Source organism: Photobacterium carnosum (assembly GCF_021236965.1).
GTDB classification, from domain to species: domain Bacteria; phylum Pseudomonadota; class Gammaproteobacteria; order Enterobacterales; family Vibrionaceae; genus Photobacterium; species Photobacterium carnosum.
On record NZ_WMDN01000012.1, the window covers coordinates 108628 to 129345 of the forward strand.

Here is a 20718-nt window from a genome sequence, read left to right on the forward strand (position 1 = left end):
GCGAATAATTATACAGATTAAATGTACTCTGTATTGAAATATAACATTCATAAACATGCAATATATTTAGATAATCAATCATTTATAACATCAGAACTACTGTCGATTACATTTAGTGCATTTTCATCTTACTTGGCGACTTAACACAAATTGTTCTATGAGCAATGTAAACATTATTATCATTGCTCATTAATGTTAGGATCTTATAAATAATCTACATTTTTATATGATCATCATTTTGATCTATTCCGATCATTTGTTGGATCCCTTTCGTCATTATTTCCATAAATAACCGCAATCTTTTCGAATAATAATTTGAATATGGATAAACAAAATAAACAGGTAATGGATCTGCTTGCCAATTTTCTGCAATATGGACTAGTTGGCTAGTCAATAAATAAGGTTTAACTAACCATGACGATATTGCACCGATACCAAGTCCACCTTTAATGCATTCCAATGCTGAATAAAGATTATCGGTTGATAGAATCGGATCAAGCCCTAATACCGATAACTCATTTGATAGCGTATTTTTTAGTGCTAACTCATGATTATAAAATGTACTAACCGCGATCCAAGGCCATTGTTGTAACTCAGAAATATTCTTAATATCACCGTATTTTTTTATGACTTCCGGTGCTGCGACAATAATACGTGGCACATAGCCAATCAGTTTCGCCACAACATTTGGATTTGTAATCGCCCCGACATGAATAGCACAATCAATATTATCGGCAAGAAAATCAGGTGAAGTATCATTCAAAAGCCAATCAATACGCATTTCAGGATAAATTGTTAAATATTCCATTAACGGTTTGATTAATTGTTGCTGTCCAAAAGCATGTGGGGCTCTTACTCTTAATCGGCCTTTAATTATCGCAGTATCACTTCCTACCGTATCTTCTAATATCGACCACTGCTCTAACAATTGCTTGGCATATTGATAGCAGGTATCCCCTTCATCAGTTAATTTTAATTGATGCGTAGTACGTAACATTAACTTGCATTTAAATATTTGTTCTAACGATTGTAAACGTCGACTAACCGTGGGCTGAGTCGTCTTTAGCTGTTTTGCCGCAGCACTTAAACTGCCAGCTTCAACTATTCTCACCCACGTTGTTAGTAACAAAATTCGATCAAGATTTTTAGGATTATGTATATTCATACGTTGAGTGTATAACAATTTTACGATGGTGCCCTCTATAAAAGAGATATCGCTTCTGTCATATTCCTATTAGACATTTTTTGCACACGGATACAACAATGACACTTAAGGCTAATACGCTGAAAAATAATGAAACATTACCACTTAAACAATTATTTGGTTTATCCGTTGGTGCCGGATTTAGTGTTGCTTCAATTTATTATAGCCAACCTATTATCAGTTTATTATCACATGCCTTTCATTTAAAAATCAGTGAAGTCGGACTCGTACCCACGCTAACGCAAATAGGCTATGCATTGGGCATTTTATTTCTTGTCCCTTTAGGTGATATGGTAAATCGTAAAAAATTGATCATCTCTAAATTAATATTCCTTTGTGCTGCATTGTGGTTATGTAGCCTTACATCTACCTTTCCAAATTTATTAATAATGAGCTTATTAATTGGTATTTTAGCCACCTCAGCACAAGATATCGTTCTCGCGAGTACGGCAATTACACCACCAAGTCAACGAGGGAAATCAGTCGGTATTGTAATGACAGGATTGTTATCAGGCATACTCTTATCGCGCGTATTTAGCGGTATTATTGGTCAATTTTGGGGATGGGCTGTTATATTCCAACTTGCAGCAGCGTCGATTATGGTCTTGATTATCTATTTTTATTTTTCATTACCAACAATGCCCGCTCAAAACACATTAACGTATAAACAAATAATGGGATCCTTAAAACCACTATGGCATCAATATCCACAATTAAGACAATCAGTCATCGCTCAAGGATTACTATCAGTTGCATTTAGTGCATTTTGGACAACACTAGCGGTATTTCTTTCTCATCATTATGGCTTAGGCAGCGCAACGGCAGGGGCTTTTGGATTAGCTGGGGCAGCAGGCGCTATCGCAGCACCTCTAGCTGGCGGATTATCTGATCGCTTAGGCGCAAATAAAATACTATTAGTCAGTATAAGCGTCGTTATATTCTCATTTATCGCGATGTTATTTATTCCATTATTGACCGTACATATCCAAATAGCGTTTTTAGTTATCTGTGTCATCTTGTTTGATTTTGGTATTAACTCATCGTTAGTATCACATCAAACGATTGTTTACAGCCTAAAACCTGAAGCTAGAGGACGCCTTAATTCGATCTTATTTACATTTGTATTTATTGGAATGGCAATAGGATCAGCTGTCGGCGGCTACCTTTACCAGCATGTAGGATGGAATGGCGTTTTAGTGCTTGCTATCGTAACGCCATTAATCGCATTAATCATCAGAATGAAACCCATCGCACACACACAATTAGCTTAATTTTTCTATATGGATAAGGTGGTTAAATAAAACTAATCACTTTATTCATAACACATTGTATATTTTAAATCTTTGCCACAAATAAACATACTCATGATGTTTTTTATCACACATACGCCTTAACTATCTGAAATATAAAATAAGAACACCGACAACATAAGATAACTATTCTTTTCTTTATCTACAGCTATCCTATATTTATATTCACTTATTCAAAGTGTTATAACGATATCTTCTGCATTATCTGTTTTGATATTCTAAAAAATAATGAGATTATGCACGTTGATTATATATTGTCATATGAAAGCGAACTATCAATGCAGAACAAAGTACATAATATAATGGCGTGGCGTCAGGATCTTTTCGCAGGATTATCCGTCGCAGCTATTGCATTACCAGCCCAAATGGCAACAGCACATTTAGCTGGTTTCCCAGTTATTTATGGTTTATATGTTTTTGTTGTATCCAGTCTTGGCTTTTTCCTTTTTGGCTGCAATCGTTATTTATCTTGTGGTGCTGATTCAACCATCGCACCTATTTTTGCCGTGAGTCTTGCAAGTTACGCAACATTATTCAGCGTACAATACATGGCATTGGCTTCGTTATTAGCATTACTTGTCGGAGGAATTTTACTGTGTGTCTATGCCTTTAAATTAGGCTGGGTTGCCAATTTACTGTCTTACCCAGTAACGTTGGGCTTTTTAGCGGGAGTCTCAATACATATCATTGTTAGCCAACTACCCTCAATTTTAGGCTTACCACATAATTCATCATCACCCTTTCAAGCGCTTTATCATTTAGCATTACACATAGAGCAGCTAAATATTATTACAACCTTTATTGGCGGTGGCGTATTTGCTTTTATTTTTTGGTTTAGTCGCCAATATAAACGCTTTCCTGCCGCACTGATTGCTTTGGCGATCAGTATTACAATTGAAATGGCTTTAAATGCACACAGCATTAATATTCCAACATTATCAAATCCAGCAGGGTTTGAACTTCATTGGGCTTTTATTGGCCTACCTTGGCATCAAGCATTAACAATTTTTCCGTTAGCATTATTGATCGCCATGATTTGTATTGTCCAAACATCAGCGGTGTCTAGCACCATTAAAGATCGCAACACTACGCCCAATTTTAACCGCGACTTTGCAGGTATTGGCTTAGGTTCGGTTTTATCAGGTTTAATCGGAGGCTTCCCTGGTAATGCTAGCCCACCACGTAGCATGTTAATTCAACAAGGTGGCGCACACTCAAAATGGGCAGCATTATTTTCAGCTGCTGTTATTTGCCTTGTGTTGCTCTATGCTCAGAACATTTTCCATTTAATTCCCAAAGCAACCTTAGCTGGAATTTTAATGTATGTAGGTTTGAGTATTTTCAAATGGAATGAAATTAAGCGGATTTACCATCAAAATCGTCAAGAATTCTATTTATGTTTAGCAACAATGTTAATGATCGTTACTTTCAGAATTGATATTGGGGTAATGTTTGGCGTTTTATTATCATTACTACACAGTGTATTTATTATCACTCGACCAAATTGTGAAGAGTTATTTCGAGAGCCTGACTGCGATCATTGGGGTCACCGTTCACGTTTAAATCCAGAACAGAATTTATCAGCCGAAGAAGATATTGCCGTACTTCATTTTTCAGCACCATTATATTTTACAACCTTCTCATATTTTGAAGAACGTATTTTAAATTTAGCTAATACTCGCACTTTACTGCGTTTAGTGATTATTGATGCAAGCAGTATTAGTGATATGGATTTAACAGCAGTTGATAAAATTGAAGTATTAAATCAAAAACTAACCCACCGAAACGTTACATTACTGTTTGTTAATATTGAGCATCCTAGGTTTAGACGCTTAGTTGAAACAACCCATTTATTAAAAATATTAGATCAAAAAACAGAATATACGAGCATTAAAGAAGCAATTATGGCTTATCGTTAAGCCTAAAAAGACAAAAAAAGATGGGACAGCCATACATTACGCTTTATAAAAGTGTAATCGATTTGAATAAATAACAATGAGTTATCACAAAATAGCGATCTTATGGGTGTCCTGTCTTTTCTTTTTATCAATAATTGCAGCTTGAACTAAGTGCCTACTTTTCAGCACACACCTAGCCTTTGGAATTAATATTAACTATTTGCTTGTTGTTGCAATACTTTCTCAGCTTTCACTAACTCAGCATAAGTCCAACCAGCAGCTTCTGTTTTAGTCATTAATTCACAGATATCAGAGATTTGAAATACATCTTCTGAATTATCAGTATAAGTCACCACTAATTGTTGATCTTTCATATCCCAAGCTTCAGGATCTTTTTCACCAATAAGCCCGTCTAAATAATCACCTAGGCAACAATGCACCACAAAAAAGTGCTGCATTTGTACTTCTGAAACACCCAGAATGATAGCGGCTTCAACATAGTCATACATATATGTTGCTGATTCAGTATCTACAAAAAACTTAGAACCTTCAGCATCCCAATACTCAAAGTCTGTAATTTTAGAAGCGACGTAAGACTCAATTGCGTTTACAACAACACAATAATCACCGACCATTGACTCATATTTGTTAGACATAACTACCTCTTAAATGATGCTTACACATGTAAATACCTTAATGATTAAGTAATTATACCCAATACCGAGTCTGATGAAAGCAGGCAACAACAACTTTAACTATAAGAAAATCCTAACCTTATCAGCATTAACTATTTTAATTCTCAATTTTCAAACAAAAAATAGCATCAAAAAACACAAATGACGAGATTTATAAATATATAAATCAATTAAATAAATATAGATATACGCTCAATCATTCCCCTCTTGATATTTGTCATACAATACTATTGGTACTTCATTTATATTACTTGAGATTTATATCATTACATAAAGAACAATCATTATGACAAATAATAAGCTTGGCCTACTTTACAGTAGTATTACACTTTTATTCTGGGGGATATTGCCTATTGCACTAAAACTTTCTGAAAAATTTATTGATGCAACATCATTGAGTTGGTTCCGTTTCTTTATTGCTTTTATTATCCTTTTTATTCTTCAATTAACCTCTAATAATTTGCAGCAATTTCGAAAAATAACCATAAAGGAAATCATTAAACTTTTATTTGCAGGTATTTTTTTAACACTTAACTATGTTACTTTTGTATTAGCCTTAAAATATTTATCGCCAGGAGAAGCACAGCTCAATTTTCAAGTTGCTCCTTTTTTTCTTGCCTTTGGCAGTCTATTGTTTTTTAAAGAACGCTTAACGGCGATTCAACTATCTTGTTTATTTACACTCGCTGTTGGTATCATTCTTTTCTTCCATCCCCATATTAGCGGACATATAAATACAGATAGTAAAGTATTAATTGGTGTAGGTATTATTGAGTTTTCAGCATTATCTTGGGCGTGTTATACCCTTTTACAAAAATCACTAATGGCTAAAATATCAACCTCTAATGTTTTACTGTGTGTTTTTGGTATAGGTATGGTCCTATTAACACCATTAACGGATTTGACTCAATTTACCGTACTAACAACGTTTGATTGGAGTATTGCTTTATTTTGTGCATTCAATACGTTAATTGCTTATAGTGCATTAGCTAAAGCGTTAGTTTTCTGGCCGGCAGCTCAAGTCAGTGCTGTTGTTGCTGTTGCCCCAGTGATCAGTTTTATATCAACAGCATTTGTTGTCACAATGGGATGGTGGCCAAATATTATAAAAGCGGCTCATCTCACTTCATTATCAATAATAGGTATTATCGTCATTGTTGGCTCTGTCGCAACCATGCAATTATTACCGCATTTATTGAAAAAAAAGAAGCCGATTGAACAGCTTAATTAATTGTTCGTCATCTTATAATTAACAACAAAAAGGGTGGCTCATTAGGCCACCCATCAAACATGCCATTAAAAAGTGTGAAAACGACTACATCGCTCTTTCTACATTAGATACATAATCTGGCAAATTTGTTACATAAGGCGCAAACCATGCCCCTTTAATACCATGTGATTCACAGTCTACAATACAAATATCATCATTCTGGCTTTCGACAACACCGAGAATAAGACCATCGGCTTCACCCGTAATATTGATAGATACATCAAACCAGTATGTAGAACTTTCTTTATTACAATCTTTACCAGAAAAAACAGCCTTCATTTGTCTCTCCAAATCATAAATTCATTAACATTACTATCAAGATGGAAAATAAGAACAACCTAACATAACACTATGAATACAATAACAATTGTTGCCTATTCTCTTGAACTGATATTATGTTATACCCCAAAAGAATTCACTACTTAGTCATAGATCACATAACCGAATGTTAAAATCCCAAATACAATCACAATCTCTATTATTAGGTATTTATTATTTCTAATAGTATTCTTAAAAAGAATCCACAACACCTTTACGAGTGAAAAATGAATAAAGGATTTACACTAATAGAACTAGTTATTGTTATTGTTATTCTCGGTATTTTAGCTGTCACAGCAGCCCCAAAATTTATGGGGATCAGCTCTGACGCCCGTAAAGCAAACCTAGATCAACTAGCATCCACACTCAAACTTCGGCAAAATTAGCTCATACAAAAGCTATTCTTGCAGGCAAAGATAATACTTCAGCCATAATTAAAATTGCAGGTAGTAATATAAGAATGGCTCAAGGCTATCCTACTGCAACAAAAGATGACATTGTTCAAGTAATAACAGATGCTAATCAATGGCATCCGATGGTTCCATCAGTAAATATTTTGGCTAACTTACATAAATCTGTCGCTGGTTTAATGATGTTCTCTCAATACCCTATTAATAAAATGTCAGCTACTGAAGCTTTTAACACCCAATGCTTTGTTCTATACACTGATTTAAGTACAGCAGCAAAATCTCAAACAGGCTCGTCATCAAGCCATAATAGTAATAAACATGAGTTAGGATTAATCAAAAAGACGATATGTTATTTACTCTCATGGGTAGGTGCAGATCAGTATGTCGGCTTTTGTCGAAAACCTAGCGATAACAATGACAAAAAATCAGGAATACAAATTAATAAGAATTTTGGTACAGACGGACCTGAAATTTCCATAGTTTCAAAAGGGTGCTAATTTTATTACTGTTACCTACGATAAGCTGAATTATGATAGTAATAATTAGTTATTACTTTTTTAGCAAAGACATATTCTATTTTTATCAGTGGTCAATTCGACCATTGATATGATAATAATAAAGATTATCTACAATAAAAATCACTAAGGGCATCGTATGTACATTGCAATGAACCGTTTCAAAATTCGTTTAGGTTCTGAACAAGAATTTATCGATATCTGGAAAAATCGTGAAACTTATCTCGATACTGTCCCTGGTTTTCAGTCATTTAATTTACTGCAAGGAGCATCTAATGATGACTATACCTTGTTTGCTTCTCATTCAGTATGGGACTCTCGCCAAGCATTTGAAGAGTGGACACAGTCAGAACCATTCCGAAAAGCCCATGCTAACGCGCGTGGCAACAAAGATATTTATTTAGGCGCACCTAACTTTGAAGGTTTTGAAAGCTGCCTTTAAGCTATTGATCAATAAATATCGCCACTAACATAAAGCCCTTAATACATAAACGGATAGTTAGTTTATTCATTAAGGGCCTTTTATTTACGCAATAACGCTGACAGCCAAGCCCCATCAAGTTCAGCAACCCATTGCCCTCTCGTTGTGCTAACTGCCGCGCCAATTGCTGTACACCTTGAATATCTCACCACAATAAGTAACATCCGCCATTAATTGACAGACAATCGCTTCTTCAGTTATACCCTATTGTGCAGTAACAATAAAAACACCTCGCCCACTACAACTCACAGAAATTTACTGTAGGGAATGAAGATAATGGCTGTAATTATTATCTACTTTCTTTAACATCTTACCGTGGAGATTATATTTATAGATTTACCAGTAAAATTAGGTTATTGCTCATTTTTTATTATTTTTAAAATAACACTAACATTTTGTTCATTAGTATTTGCTAAGGCAATATCATCTATCTTTGTCGTCGTTTGAGATCGGTATAATCGCGCATATTCATTTAATGCCAATATCAACTTACTATTTACACTAATACTTCTATTTTGTTTTATTGTATTTAAAGAATATGTAATTAACACTTCATCATTTTTTATTGGTATAACCATGATTGAACTAGTACATAACTGAACATCACCACAAGTCATAAAACTTTCTTCAATTTCTGATTTTACAAAAACATTAAAGTTATGATTAATTATATTATTCTTATCTTCATAACTAATATTAAACATCGCTATATAATCAGATCCTTTAGAATGTCCACTATCAATTATAGATTCTTTAAATTCTTTCGAAAAAGAAAGAGATGCAAATAAGAATAAAAACACATAAAATATATTTTTCAACCATATTAATACATTAATCATAAATACATTCCCTATTATAGTTATGCTTATTCACTACATATAATAACAATTAGTGTTATTTATTTTTAGTACAACTTTCCGAATACATTTGTCGGTAAGAACGATGTTCTAGATCTATCGCACTCAAACCAAACTTATTGGCTAATATAATCAATTCAGACCGATAACCATCAAGTAAGCTTTCATTATCAGTCATAATGGCAAATTCAGCGAAGTCACCTACCCCATCAAGATGATCGACAGTAATATGAAACTTACCCACAAAATAAATACTGCGGGTTTTCTTCATCGCCAATACAATTTGATAACCCATTGTTGTCAGCATACTTTTCGCTTTATTCACATCAGTAATATTTACGGCTTCACAGCGGTCAGCTTCTGGTCCTTTTACGATCCAAAGCTTAATACCTGACGGTGCCATTTCACGAATACAGAGACTTTTATTTTCAGCCAAAAGCTGTTGTTTTGGAGTGTCAAAGTAACAATCAGATTCTATATTATCTTGAAGCATAATTTCATACGTCATTGATTTTAATATCGCTAAAAACTGAGATGTAGACTTCAATCGATATTTAAGCTCTACTTCAAATTTACCATTAAAATGCTCTGAGACCATAATTACGACTTACTGAATTATAAAGAGCGCAGACTAACACACCAATCCAGAAGTTTATGTTAACTATGTATGATTACTATTGATAACAAAAAAACCAATAGCATTTAAATAACGAGGACAACCAAAACATAGGACAGCCATATCTGTAATTATTAAGGCTCCCTACTATTTTATGGAGACTTACTGTAGAAAATGAAGTGGTAGACATTAATTTTATAGCGAATGATAACGGTGATAAAAACTCATTCACGAGTTGATCTAAATAAACCTACTTTAGCTATCTTAACGACTCACAATACGTGATTGATATCGTGTTCCGCATCAGTAACCATTTATGTCTCAAACCACTAACTATTTATGGGTGTCCAAAACGATACTGGACACCCACATCTTATGTTATTTAAAGTCTCAACGCGCTAATAATAGATTTCCTATCACCCTCTCGAGTATTTACAGTCGGGAGTAACGATAGGCAGCTTTAATATTACAACAAATAATAACGTTGATTATTTCTACTTTCTTGCATAAAGAGTTATGGGTGTCCTATGTTTCAATTAACTACTTTGACCATTCAATGCCAATTTAATACGTTGATGCGTACGATAGTTTGGAATCGAAATAAATTGATTCTGAATCGGTTTAGATCGAGGGTTATCATAACCATAAATATCATGACGCATCTCTAACTGACCCGTTGGTGTTACCCAAGCCGTTAAGTAAGCCACATCAAGTTTTACATGCGTATCCAAGCCAATCTCACGGTGCTTATTGGTATTAATCATATCGTCAACAGATGGTAATGTCGGCATATTTTGATAAGACAAAATCATCGTAGCCATCTGACGTGGTTTTTGAACACGCATACAACCAGAGCTAAAATCTCGGTGATGGCGTTTGAACAATGGATACTCTGATTGTGATTCATCATGCATATACACAGCAAACGAATCAGGCATCAAGAATGCCACTCGACCTAAAGCGTTTTCAGGGCCGGTATCTTGACGGAACTGATGTGTAAATGTCTTTGGGTTCACTGTTGCCCAGTCTATTGAAAGTGGTGGCACGACAGAGCGATTACTCCAACTTTCAATAACATCAATACGGTTATTCTTTAGAAAATTAGGATTCGCTTTAGCCGCTGGAATAATATTCTTAACTTTAATTGTTTCAGGTACATACCAGTAAGGGTTAATCACAACCGTATTAATGTATGACTGGAACAAATTGGTTGGGCGTTTTGACATACCATCGATAATATTCGATTCAAACACAGGCTTGTTATTATCGTATAACGTCATTTTGAAATCAGGAATATTGACAATAATTTGTGGACCATTCCCTTCCAATTGCGCAAAACGTTCACGTTGTAAGTTCAATGCCGTAATACGCGCCAAGCCAGAATAAGGGCGTGTTAATTGGCTTACAACGTCAGGACCCATAATACCATCCATCTTCAAACCATAATTCCCTTCAAAGGTTTTAATCGCTTGATTCATCACTCCGATATTTTTAATCGTCGTTTGGGCAATAATCTGTTGATACTGAGGCTGAGTTAAATACCTCAAATTCCAAAGCACTGTTGCTACTTTAGGACCATAAGGGATGGAATCACCGAGGTAAACAACCTTATCAAAGTGAACATTACTCGAATCAAGTGGATTAGCTGGCAAGCTTAATAGGTGGTTAATCACCCCCATTGTTGGAACAAATTGCGAAGAAGGAATAAGAGAATTGATTTTTTGAGCCGTTAATGGGAAATAATTCTGCGCCATTTTTAATGTCAAAGGCATCAATTTAACTTGATGTGAATTGTATAATGGTCGAGGATCTTGCAGTAATTGATGCACATAATCCACGTAAACCAAATACGTATCGGTTAGTAACAGATCAAACCCACGCTGATCCGGCAATGCCTTTAACCTCTTTAACTCTTTTAGACGCTGCTTCATACCTGGTAGCGTATTGGAATCCGCAAGCGCTTGTAATTGCGGCATGATTGCATTGATAAGCACTGGGTTTAACCAGTACGGCATGAAGTTATTTTTGGCATACAGCGCATTCAAAATACTACCGTTACACACTTTTACCGTTGAGTTCGAACACAAAGACGTTGTGCTATTAACCGTAACGCCATCTAAAACATGCCAATCTAGCGCATTACTCGTCACATTATCGGCAGCCAAAGCTGATCCACAGGTTAATAATGCTGAAACAGTCATTACCGAACGAATCAATGTCGTTATTTTTTTTCGATTAAATTTCATTCAACGGTCCTTTACTAAAAAAGTAAGAATATGCTTTTTTAGCATTAAAAGCATTCACCATTAAAAGTGACAAAGATTTCAAGAATGATGAGTTGGCATAATTTATATTAAAAAGAGATAGATGAAAAATATTACGAGAAAAAGGTTATAGCGCTGGTTATTATTCACATTTCGAAAGTAAGCAACGAGCTATCCGTGATCTATTTAGCGCGTATTTGAGCCTGAAAGACGCAATGAAATAGTCATTCTGACACGCTGATGGTAGATGCCCTATCACCCTCACGAATATTTATTGTGGGGAATGACGGGCAACAGATGAGACTGGTTATTATCCGTCATCTCGGAAGTGAGGTACGAACTATCCGTGATCTACTCTGAAGTGGCATAGTCTATGCTGAACCTTCGTAAAAAATTGCGTCAATCATCGCAGCGCGACCTTCCCATACTTGTCGTTCTTTTATATCAGTAGGTCTTGGAGCCGACCACCAAACAGAATCGAGAATACGAGCAATGATATTGGGCCAGTATGTCTCAAAATTTACATTTGCAGGAATTCCAAAATCCTTACATAGTTTGTTACGATTTTGGCGATCCAAACAGACAAAGTAATCTGGGCGTTTCATTGCTAGTAATCTGCTGGCTATTGCGATCCCAGCGCCACCATCAGGAAAAGCTCGCTTGAACCCATCCACAAATCTCTCATAGTCTACTTCGCCCACAGGACCAGTTAAAGGGATCTGTTCGAGAGCTTCAGAAATAAACTCATTGTTAGTATTAATTCTGTTTTTAAACTTACCAGCGCCAACCATACTGCCAAACCATTTCCAATTTACTTTTGAATCTATCGTGATGCCTGCAACCTGTTTTCTCTGAAGCTCAGTAAAATCATTAAAGGAATGATTTTTAGTAAAGTATTCATTTACAAGGCGAAGAACATCAATACGACCATTGAATGACCCTAAAGAATCACTACTAACTTTTCTGTAGTATTCATCCCACTTAAGTGAAAATACGTCAGATTTTACGATGCTATCTTTACTCTGTTGTCCACCATAACTACCTTCAAGGCTGGAAAGCTTAGTTTTGTTCTTTTCCCAAATGTTTTTGTAATTGTCGAGTTCATATGAAGTCATTTTTTTTGACTCGGACCAATATACATCAATTATGTTTAGTAGGTCTTTGAGATTGCTTTTTGCCCCATGATCATCGCTTCCAAAATGAATGACAACTTCATAATTTCTTTTAAGTGCGGATAAAGTGAAGTTTGCGCTGCCAACTAAGCATTCCCACTCGTTTTCATGATTTAGAAATAAATACATCTTCGGATGGTAAATACCATCCGACTTCAGAATGAACCTTGCATTTTCGCTACCCATAAACGCTTCAATAAAGTTGGGATGCGTCTGAAAAAAATGTGTTCCCACGATCATTTTCGCAATGCGGTCTTGGTTAACGACGAGTTCACTCGAAGCTTTAGATCCCATAGAAGCCCAAGCGGTAGCTATATAGTATTTATTGTATCGCCTCATCAATTTAACAAGTGTTTTATCTATATCAGATGGTTTAGAGATGATTTTCATGGGTGCCCTATATTTGATGAGATGTGGTATTTCGTGGGTATCTTTTAAGTAACAAATTATCACATAGTGTACAGAGCTTTACGCTTGGGATGTTATGAGATCAATCGCATTATTGGTATTGTTAGTTGATTGTGCTGAAGCCTGATTCTGGAATACAAGCTGCCACAAAAAGTTTACCAAAGTCCGTCAAATGAATTTTACTATTGCGCTTAGTGCCAGTTTGTTGCCCCTCAATATGTATAGGAACTTCGTTAGTAACAGGCCATTTTATTAATGACAATGACTCTAAATGTGCGTAATAAATATTAAATGCTTCTAGATTAGCCAGTTTTTCTTTAGGTATTGTACTAGTTATAACCATATGATTTTCAAAACGATTAGCTTGACGATTCAAATCCATTTGATCAGTTATAATAAATTCCCCCTTACTTAACTCATACATTAGCAAAGCTTCATCAGGTGACAGTTGGCCGATGATTTGCCCAAATGAAGGATGAACTTGTGAAATAGTTTCTTTACTCATAGACTTTATTAGCAGTTCTTCAAACATTTCCCATAAAGGGTTGTTCAAATCTATATACTTCATCCGTTCAATACAAACCGATGTTAGTTCAGCTGGCGGCTGAACCTGTTGTTCAGCTTCAACTCGTTTATTGAGATTTTTTAAGAAAAACTCAAATCGGTCTTGAAACGTCGCGGCTAATTGTAAAGGAGCTAAAATTAATCGTGCACTTTTTACTAAGTCAGTTCCGATCTTACTGATCTCAACGACTGGAGATGACAAACCGTCATCATATATTTTTTCAACGACTTTCGAATTCGATAACTTCTCGACTATTTCCAATTCTTCTTTCATTTGTACCTCGTATTATGAAATTAGCTAACGCGGCCATAAACGGGCGAGGGTCCAATGACCGTAAGGAGCGAATTTAATAGCCTTATTTACAACGCACTTTACTTAAGCCCTAGGTATGCAGCTACAACGAGAAAAACCAAACCACCGACGATACGAACCACCCAAGGGTGCTTAATAAACTCGGCAAGCATCGTTAATGGTGTTCCCTCTTCAGGTCCACTGGATATATATGAGCCAGTCACGTCTTTACCACACTTATTAATTTCATAGTCACTATATCCATGCCCTGCACTTATAAAAACAATGCTTGAACTTGCACGATTGAACTCTTGGACACCTCTGAAGCTTTCGTCTTGAACAACTTTCAACTCTGCTTCATGTGAATTTTCTGTTTCAGTGATCTTCACCTGCGTGATTTCATTTGAAGAAAGTATGTTACCATCGTAATAAATAGAATTTCCAAGCTTGTAAGGCCTCACCAAATTTTTCTTAAGATCAGATACGGACAAATCCTTAAAGATACAAAGCCAACCATTCGAGCTTTTTGTTTTGATTGTAACGTGAAGGTAACTCATTACTCACCATCCGTGTAACAGTGTATTAACGGTATTCTTACTTTTACGTAAAAGAGTACTCTAAAGTTCCACAATCATAATCAATTTAATTAATAAATATCATGAGCTTGATTGCATTCTTTTGTTTCAAAGTGTTTATTTGAAATGTAGAAAGTAAGAAATGTATGTAATCAATTTGATTAAAACAGAACTCAAACGATAAAATCACCATGTATCATTATTATTGGTTATATACAGTAAATAAAACTAATCCAAAATCACGTTAATACGGTATGAATGAATATTTGATCTAACTCATAAAGGAGCAAATACACATTAGATTAATATTTAACACCAGTGAGATCACCAAGCCGATCAACCTGCAACACATTCACATTTCTAAAAACTATAATGCTTCATATTCGCACTATTTAAGATTTCGACACGTGGTAAATAGATTCCCTATCGCCCTCGCGGGCATTCACTGTAAGGAATGACGGGGTTGAATGAATAGTTTCATAATAGCTCTTGCAGAATATTCAATATTTAAAATAACAAAACGGAATAGAATTATAGGACTAAGTAAATTTAGTAGAAAATAACAACAGATATGAATATTACAGAAGGGAAAAAAGGAGGTAAAACTGAGTTCACCCCCATAGTTATAACTTATTGTATCTTATGGTTTTTAGCTAAGAAAGCATCTAGCTTATTAGCGAAGTTTTGGCGGTCAGCTTGTGTTAATGCAGACGGTCCACCAGTCTGAATTCCACTACTGCGCATGGTTTCCATGAAATCACGCATTTGTAGGCGTTGTTTGATGGTGTCTTTAGTGTAAAGCTCACCGCGTGGGTTTAGTGCGTGTGCGCCTTTGGTAATTAATTCATCAGCCAAAGGAATATCAGCGGTGATCACCAAGTCCCCTACTTCGCATTCCTGAACAATATAGTTATCAGCCACATCAAAGCCTTGCTCTACTTGAATCGAGCGTAGAAATGGTGATGGTGGTGTGCGGATATATTGATTCGCCACCAGCGTTACACTTATTTTAGCGCGATCTGCTGCGCGAAAAAGAATCTCTTTCACTACGTTTGGACATGCATCTGCATCAACCCAAATTTTCATAGATTTCCCTTAAATATTGAGATTACGTGAATGAACACGTTAAATGTATCTATAAAAAAACCGCCCTTAATAAAGGCGGCTTTTATTTAATTCTTTGGCTTAGGCCGCTTCATTAATAATGAAACTTAACCAATTAATGCTTTCTTAGCAATGTACTCATCGTAAGTGCCGTGGAAGTCTTCTACGCCATCTTTCGTGATTTCAATGATACGTGTTGCAACAGACGTTACAAACTGACGGTCGTGTGATACGAACATCAATGTACCTTTGAAGTGCTCAAGTGCAAGGTTCAAGGCTTCGATAGATTCCATATCCATGTGGTTGGTTGGTTCATCCATCAATAGAATGTTTGGACGTTGCATAATTAGCTTACCAAACAACATACGACCTTGCTCACCACCAGAAATCACTTTAACTGATTTCTTGATATCGTTTTGTGAGAACAGCATACGACCAAGGATACCACGAACAACTTGCTCGTCGTCGCCTTCTTTCTTCCACTGACCCATCCACTCTAGTAGTGTAATGTCTTCAGCGAAATCTGAGCTGTGATCCTGCGCGTAGAAACCGATATTGTTATTTTCAGACCACTTAACCATACCTGCCATTGGGTCCATTTTACCCGCTAGCGTATTAAGGAAAGTTGATTTACCAATACCGTTTTCACCGATGATAGCAATGCGCTCGCCCACTTCTACCAATAGATTTACACCATTGATAAGAATGTTATCGCCGTAACCTTGCTTTAGGTTCTCAACTTCAAGTGCGTTACGGAACAGTTCTTTTTCCTGATCGAAACGAATGAATGGAGATTGACGGCTAGACGCTTTAACAGCTGTGATTTGAATCTTGTCTAGTTGCTTTTGACGAGATGTTGCTTGTTTTGCTTTTGATGCGTTTGCAGAGAAGCGGCTTACGAACGTTTGTAGTTCAGCAATTTGTGCTTTCTTCTTCGCATTGTCAGCTTGTAACTGACCACGTGATTGCTCTGCTGCAATCATGTATTCGTCGTAGTTACCAGGGAACATACGCATCTCACCGTAATCTAAGTCAGCCATGTGTGTACATATGCTGTTTAGGAAGTGACGGTCGTGCGAAATGATGATCATTGTGCAGTTACGCGCAAGAAGAAGTTGTTCAAGCCATGCAATAGTATGGATGTCCAAGTTGTTCGTTGGTTCGTCAAGAAGCATGATGTCTGGGTTAGCAAACAATACTTGAGCCAATAACACACGAACTTTAAGACCTGGAGCAACAGCACTCATAAGACCAAAGTGTTGATCTTCTGAAATACCAAGACCAAGAAGAAGTTCACCTGCACGCGCATCTGATGAGTAGCCGTCCATTTCTGCGAATTCAACTTCAAGATCAGCAACACGCATGCCGTCGTCTTCTGTCATATCAGGCAGTGAATAAATACGGTCACGCTCTTCTTTCACAGTCCATAGTTCTTTATGGCCCATGATTACAGTGTCAATAACGCTGTAGTTTTCAAATGCAAATTGATCCTGACCTAACTTAGCCATGCGCTCGTTAGGATCAAGAGAAACAGTGCCACCAGATTGCTCTAGTTCGCCACCCAAGATTTTCATGAATGTCGATTTACCACAACCATTTGCGCCGATCAGGCCGTAACGGTTGCCACCACCAAATTTAACTGAGATGTTTTCAAATAATGGCTTATCGCCAAATTGCATTGTGATATTAGCTGTTGAAATCAATGTACTGTTTCCAAAATTTGTGAATATATCAAGCATTAAAAAAGCCGCTCAAGATAGGCGACTTTTTCTCTAAATTGTTGTCTAGTATAGCAGCTTTCGTGATATACATCACCCTAAATTAGTACTGCTATTTAGTAACCAATGATTAACGGCGAGAACGACCACCGTTACTGCGGCCACCACCATTACGACCACTGTTTGATCGTTCTTTATGCGCTGATGCTGCTTTTGCTTGTGATAGCAAAATAGACTCAACCGTTAATTCCATTGGTGTTTTGGGACTAATACCATGAGCAAACGTACGCATGCGTGGTGGAAGTTCAAATTCAGCTTCAGATGCGCGTGGCATACGTTTAAAACGAGACAAATAAAATGCCTCTACTTTTTCTCGTGCCCACTCTGTTTTTTTCAGATATTTAACACTACTTGCAATCGAAGGCTTCGTATTAAAGCAATTCATACGCATTGCAGTATCAAGAATTTCCCAGCCATAATGATCAACTAACTCTGTTAGCATTTTCTCTAAGCTAAGACCATGTAATGGGTTATTTTGTAATAATTGCTGCTCTAGCGTCATTTCTTTTGGCGCTTTTGGTTGTTCTAGCTGTTGTTCTAACTCTGACATCATTATTCCTAGCAGATATTGGCTGAGTGCTGGGTTATTATACTGGTAATAGTAGGCTACGTATCAACAAAAAATAGAAGTTTTATCTCTTCATCGTTTAATTGTAATCCATATTGATGGTTTTATTTACTTACGATCCTTGTAAGTCATCATTAATGCAAATACGTTTTTATATCGCAATAAAAAAAGATCGCTTTCTAATCATAAGAATAATGCTTATTCCCAATCGAGAATAACTTTACCTGACATGCCTTAACCCATAACGTCAAAGCCTTGCTGGAAATCATCAATCTTATAATGGTGAGTAATGATCGGCGTTAGATCTAGGCCACAAACTATCATCGTAATTAACCTTCTTTTAAATAACTAACGTACTCGATCAAACAACTTCCTACACTTATTGATTAAGTTTTGCAGAAATAGCGAAACTAAATTAAAAACAGCTAATACATCATTAGATGTCATACCACTTCCTTCAATTTTATCCATTAATCATGATGTTAATGATACACAGCTCTGACATTTGTAATCATACTATAGACTACTGAACAGGTTGTGTAGTAGCATCATTTTGCTTTGCTTTACTTTGATTTACTTATTTTAATTGAGAGAAAAATAATGCTTAAGAAAACCGGAATTTCTATACTATCTGCTGTTATTTTATTTACACAGGTAGGCTGTGCACAAAATGGAAGTTCTAATCCTTTTAGTAACGATTCAACAAATTCAAAAAATTTAGTCATTCAGTCTGCAACTGAAGAGCAGATTATGAAAGAAGCCACTGTTGCTGGTACTGTCGGTGGTGTTGCTGTATCAGCACTACTTATTAGTACAATTGGTAAGAATTGGCCCGCCCCTGTACAGCTAGCGGTTAGCATTGGTGGCACAATTGCTATTGCCAAAATTGCTCAGTTTGTCGCAATGGAACAAATTGGAATGCTCAGTGATGTAACATTAGAAAATGATCAAAATGAAGCATTACTAACAGAAGCTAGAAAAGTAAATGCTAATGCTGCGAAATTCAACGCAGATTTAAAAGCAAGCGTTAACAAATATAAAAAGAATCAAGAGGGCCTTCCTGATGAGTTAACTAAAGCTAAAGATAACCAAAAACAAGCAAAACTAGCTCTAGAAAATAGAAAACATTTATTAAATATGCTTGTTAAAGATTCTGCTCAACATAAAGAGTTTGCAAAAGAAGTTAAAATTCTTGAAAAAGAAAATATAAAGTTAGCTTCTGCAATTAAACAACTTAACGATATTGAAGTAGGTGCTGTTTAAGTTAAAAATATAGATAGTTTCGATTTTCATCATTAAAGATAATACTTATAATTTTGTAAATGAAACCTCTTTTATCGGCTGATGGCACTCTTATAGTTTCCAAAAAACAAGAGAGCTATCAGCTACTATATAACCTATATTGCTATATTGCTATATTGCTATATTGCTATATTGCTATATTGCTATATTTTTTTATAAAAACACGATAGGAATAGCCGTTACATTTATGCTGCCTTCACAGACTTTTCATTATGAGCATCTTCAACTACTTTCCATCATAATTAAAATTACTTATATAAATAGACATCTCAATTAAACAACATTCCGCACTTATATTTACACAGCCTCTACTGAATTATCTTATAAACAAATAAAAACTTGAAAATATCCATCTCTAATCAATACTTAAATAGCCTTTATTTATTTTCGATAAAAAGGAAATGATGGTCAAAAAAATTAGAGTTTCAATACTCTCTATTATATTTTTATTAGCTCAGATAGACTGTACTACCACAAACTTGATAAATTCAAAAAAGTCCGCTATTCAATCTGAAAAGCAAATTATAAAAGACACAATTCTTGTTAGTGTTATTGGTGGCGCAGCGGTATTAATAGCACTTAATTAGAGATTAGATGGAAATTTGACATATCTAGATCAATCAGCAATTACTGTAGGCATTATATTAACAATTAAATTTGCAGCGGAGAAACAAATTTCAGCGCTTAACGATAGAACATCAAAAAACACAAAAAAATCAACAAGGTCTCTTCACTGAATTAACCAAAGCTAAAAATAACCAAGGACAAGCAATACTAGCTTTAGAAAACAGAAAGTACCCGTTTGGATACGCTAGTAAAAAACTCGGTTCAATATAGTAAACTGACAAAAGAAGTTAAGATTCTTGAAAAAGAAAATATAATTTGTAAATCCATAATAAAATAACTTAAAGATCTTAAAGTAGGAAGCATTTAAATTATAATTTTGTTGCATAGGAAATATTGGTGTGTAGTGGTCAAGTAAAACTGTACACTTTTATAGGTGTTTAAATTAAGCGGCGGCTTCCATCATCACTGGTGATAAATAGTTGTTATAACTATGGCCCCGTTTGGTATTGTAATGCTGCAATATATATTTGAGTGTATCTCGTTCTGCTTC

Annotated in this window: 19 protein-coding genes and 1 pseudogene; 7 read left to right on the forward strand and 13 right to left on the reverse strand. The window is 35.6% G+C overall.

The annotated features are described in order from the left end of the window. Positions 1-214: 214 nt before the first annotated feature. Positions 215-1165: a LysR family transcriptional regulator gene (locus GLP24_RS12660; protein WP_227990223.1), complete on the reverse strand. Its 951-nt coding sequence runs from the start codon at positions 1163-1165 to the stop codon at positions 215-217. Positions 1166-1263: 98 nt separating this feature from the next. Between GLP24_RS12660 and GLP24_RS12665 the strand changes: the two genes are divergently transcribed. Both GLP24_RS12665 and GLP24_RS12670 read left to right on the forward strand, forming a co-directional pair. Beyond that, positions 1264-2475, forward strand: a complete 1212-nt coding sequence (locus GLP24_RS12665; protein ID WP_232575660.1) for an MFS transporter — start codon at positions 1264-1266, stop codon at positions 2473-2475. 317 nt (positions 2476-2792) lie between these two features. Beyond that, positions 2793-4433, forward strand: coding sequence for a SulP family inorganic anion transporter (locus GLP24_RS12670; RefSeq protein WP_167388547.1), 1641 nt, complete (start codon positions 2793-2795; stop codon positions 4431-4433). A 191-nt stretch (positions 4434-4624) separates the two neighbouring features. Here GLP24_RS12670 and GLP24_RS12675 read toward each other — a convergent pair whose 3' ends face one another. Beyond that, entirely contained in the window at positions 4625-5068 is a 444-nt protein-coding gene (locus GLP24_RS12675) for a hypothetical protein (protein WP_101768776.1), read from the reverse strand. A gap of 325 nt (positions 5069-5393) precedes the next feature. Here GLP24_RS12675 and GLP24_RS12680 point away from each other — a divergent pair, with 325 nt between their 5' ends. Continuing rightward, positions 5394-6338: a DMT family transporter gene (locus tag GLP24_RS12680; RefSeq protein ID WP_232616107.1), complete on the forward strand. Its 945-nt coding sequence runs from the start codon at positions 5394-5396 to the stop codon at positions 6336-6338. Between the two features lie 84 nt (positions 6339-6422). Here the strand turns inward: GLP24_RS12680 and GLP24_RS12685 are convergent, their stop codons facing one another. Beyond that, positions 6423-6656, reverse strand: coding sequence for a hypothetical protein (locus GLP24_RS12685; protein WP_101768778.1), 234 nt, complete (start codon positions 6654-6656; stop codon positions 6423-6425). A 266-nt stretch (positions 6657-6922) separates the two neighbouring features. On the opposite strand from GLP24_RS12685, the pseudogene GLP24_RS12690 reads away from it, so the two are divergent. The 3 genes and pseudogenes from GLP24_RS12690 to GLP24_RS12700 form a co-directional block, all read left to right on the forward strand. Then, positions 6923-7046 (forward strand): annotated as a pseudogene (locus GLP24_RS12690) (type II secretion system protein); the annotation flags it as partial. Between the two features lie 109 nt (positions 7047-7155). Then, positions 7156-7602 carry a hypothetical protein gene (locus GLP24_RS12695; protein ID WP_232616108.1) on the forward strand — a complete coding sequence of 149 codons (447 nt, stop codon included), beginning with the start codon at positions 7156-7158 and terminating at the stop codon, positions 7600-7602. A gap of 157 nt (positions 7603-7759) precedes the next feature. After that, on the forward strand, positions 7760-8062 hold the full coding sequence (locus GLP24_RS12700) for an antibiotic biosynthesis monooxygenase family protein (protein ID WP_101768780.1): 303 nt from the start codon (positions 7760-7762) through the stop codon (positions 8060-8062). A 392-nt stretch (positions 8063-8454) separates the two neighbouring features. Here the strand turns inward: GLP24_RS12700 and GLP24_RS12705 are convergent, their stop codons facing one another. The 10 genes from GLP24_RS12705 to GLP24_RS12750 form a co-directional block, all read right to left on the reverse strand. Beyond that, positions 8455-8940 (reverse strand): hypothetical protein, encoded by a 486-nt coding sequence (locus tag GLP24_RS12705; protein WP_232616109.1) that lies wholly within the window; start codon positions 8938-8940, stop codon positions 8455-8457. Between the two features lie 55 nt (positions 8941-8995). Further along, positions 8996-9556 carry a class IV adenylate cyclase gene (gene cyaB, locus GLP24_RS12710; RefSeq protein ID WP_221943959.1) on the reverse strand — a complete coding sequence of 187 codons (561 nt, stop codon included), beginning with the start codon at positions 9554-9556 and terminating at the stop codon, positions 8996-8998. Between the two features lie 554 nt (positions 9557-10110). Continuing rightward, on the reverse strand, positions 10111-11820 hold the full coding sequence (locus GLP24_RS12715) for a L,D-transpeptidase family protein (RefSeq protein WP_232616110.1): 1710 nt from the start codon (positions 11818-11820) through the stop codon (positions 10111-10113). A 389-nt stretch (positions 11821-12209) separates the two neighbouring features. After that, positions 12210-13400 carry a restriction endonuclease PLD domain-containing protein gene (locus GLP24_RS12720; RefSeq protein ID WP_107249748.1) on the reverse strand — a complete coding sequence of 397 codons (1191 nt, stop codon included), beginning with the start codon at positions 13398-13400 and terminating at the stop codon, positions 12210-12212. Between the two features lie 121 nt (positions 13401-13521). Further along, complete coding sequence (locus tag GLP24_RS12725; protein ID WP_232616111.1) at positions 13522-14256, reverse strand: Abi-alpha family protein; 735 nt, start codon at positions 14254-14256, stop codon at positions 13522-13524. A 98-nt stretch (positions 14257-14354) separates the two neighbouring features. Next, positions 14355-14831 (reverse strand): hypothetical protein, encoded by a 477-nt coding sequence (locus tag GLP24_RS12730; protein ID WP_107249746.1) that lies wholly within the window; start codon positions 14829-14831, stop codon positions 14355-14357. A 648-nt stretch (positions 14832-15479) separates the two neighbouring features. Next, on the reverse strand, positions 15480-15935 hold the full coding sequence (locus GLP24_RS12735; protein WP_045038663.1) for a YaiI/YqxD family protein: 456 nt from the start codon (positions 15933-15935) through the stop codon (positions 15480-15482). Positions 15936-16060: 125 nt separating this feature from the next. Next, entirely contained in the window at positions 16061-17656 is a 1596-nt protein-coding gene (locus GLP24_RS12740; protein WP_144043157.1) for an ABC-F family ATPase, read from the reverse strand. Positions 17657-17801: 145 nt separating this feature from the next. Further along, positions 17802-18233 carry a VF530 family protein gene (locus GLP24_RS12745; RefSeq protein WP_101768794.1) on the reverse strand — a complete coding sequence of 144 codons (432 nt, stop codon included), beginning with the start codon at positions 18231-18233 and terminating at the stop codon, positions 17802-17804. 300 nt (positions 18234-18533) lie between these two features. Beyond that, positions 18534-18623, reverse strand: coding sequence for an L-threonine 3-dehydrogenase (locus tag GLP24_RS12750; RefSeq protein WP_232599269.1), 90 nt, complete (start codon positions 18621-18623; stop codon positions 18534-18536). Between the two features lie 276 nt (positions 18624-18899). Between GLP24_RS12750 and GLP24_RS12755 the strand changes: the two genes are divergently transcribed. Then, the gene (locus GLP24_RS12755; RefSeq protein ID WP_232599268.1) at positions 18900-19562 is read left to right on the forward strand and encodes a hypothetical protein; all 663 of its coding nucleotides are present in this window, start codon (positions 18900-18902) and stop codon (positions 19560-19562) included. Positions 19563-20718 lie beyond the last annotated feature (1156 nt).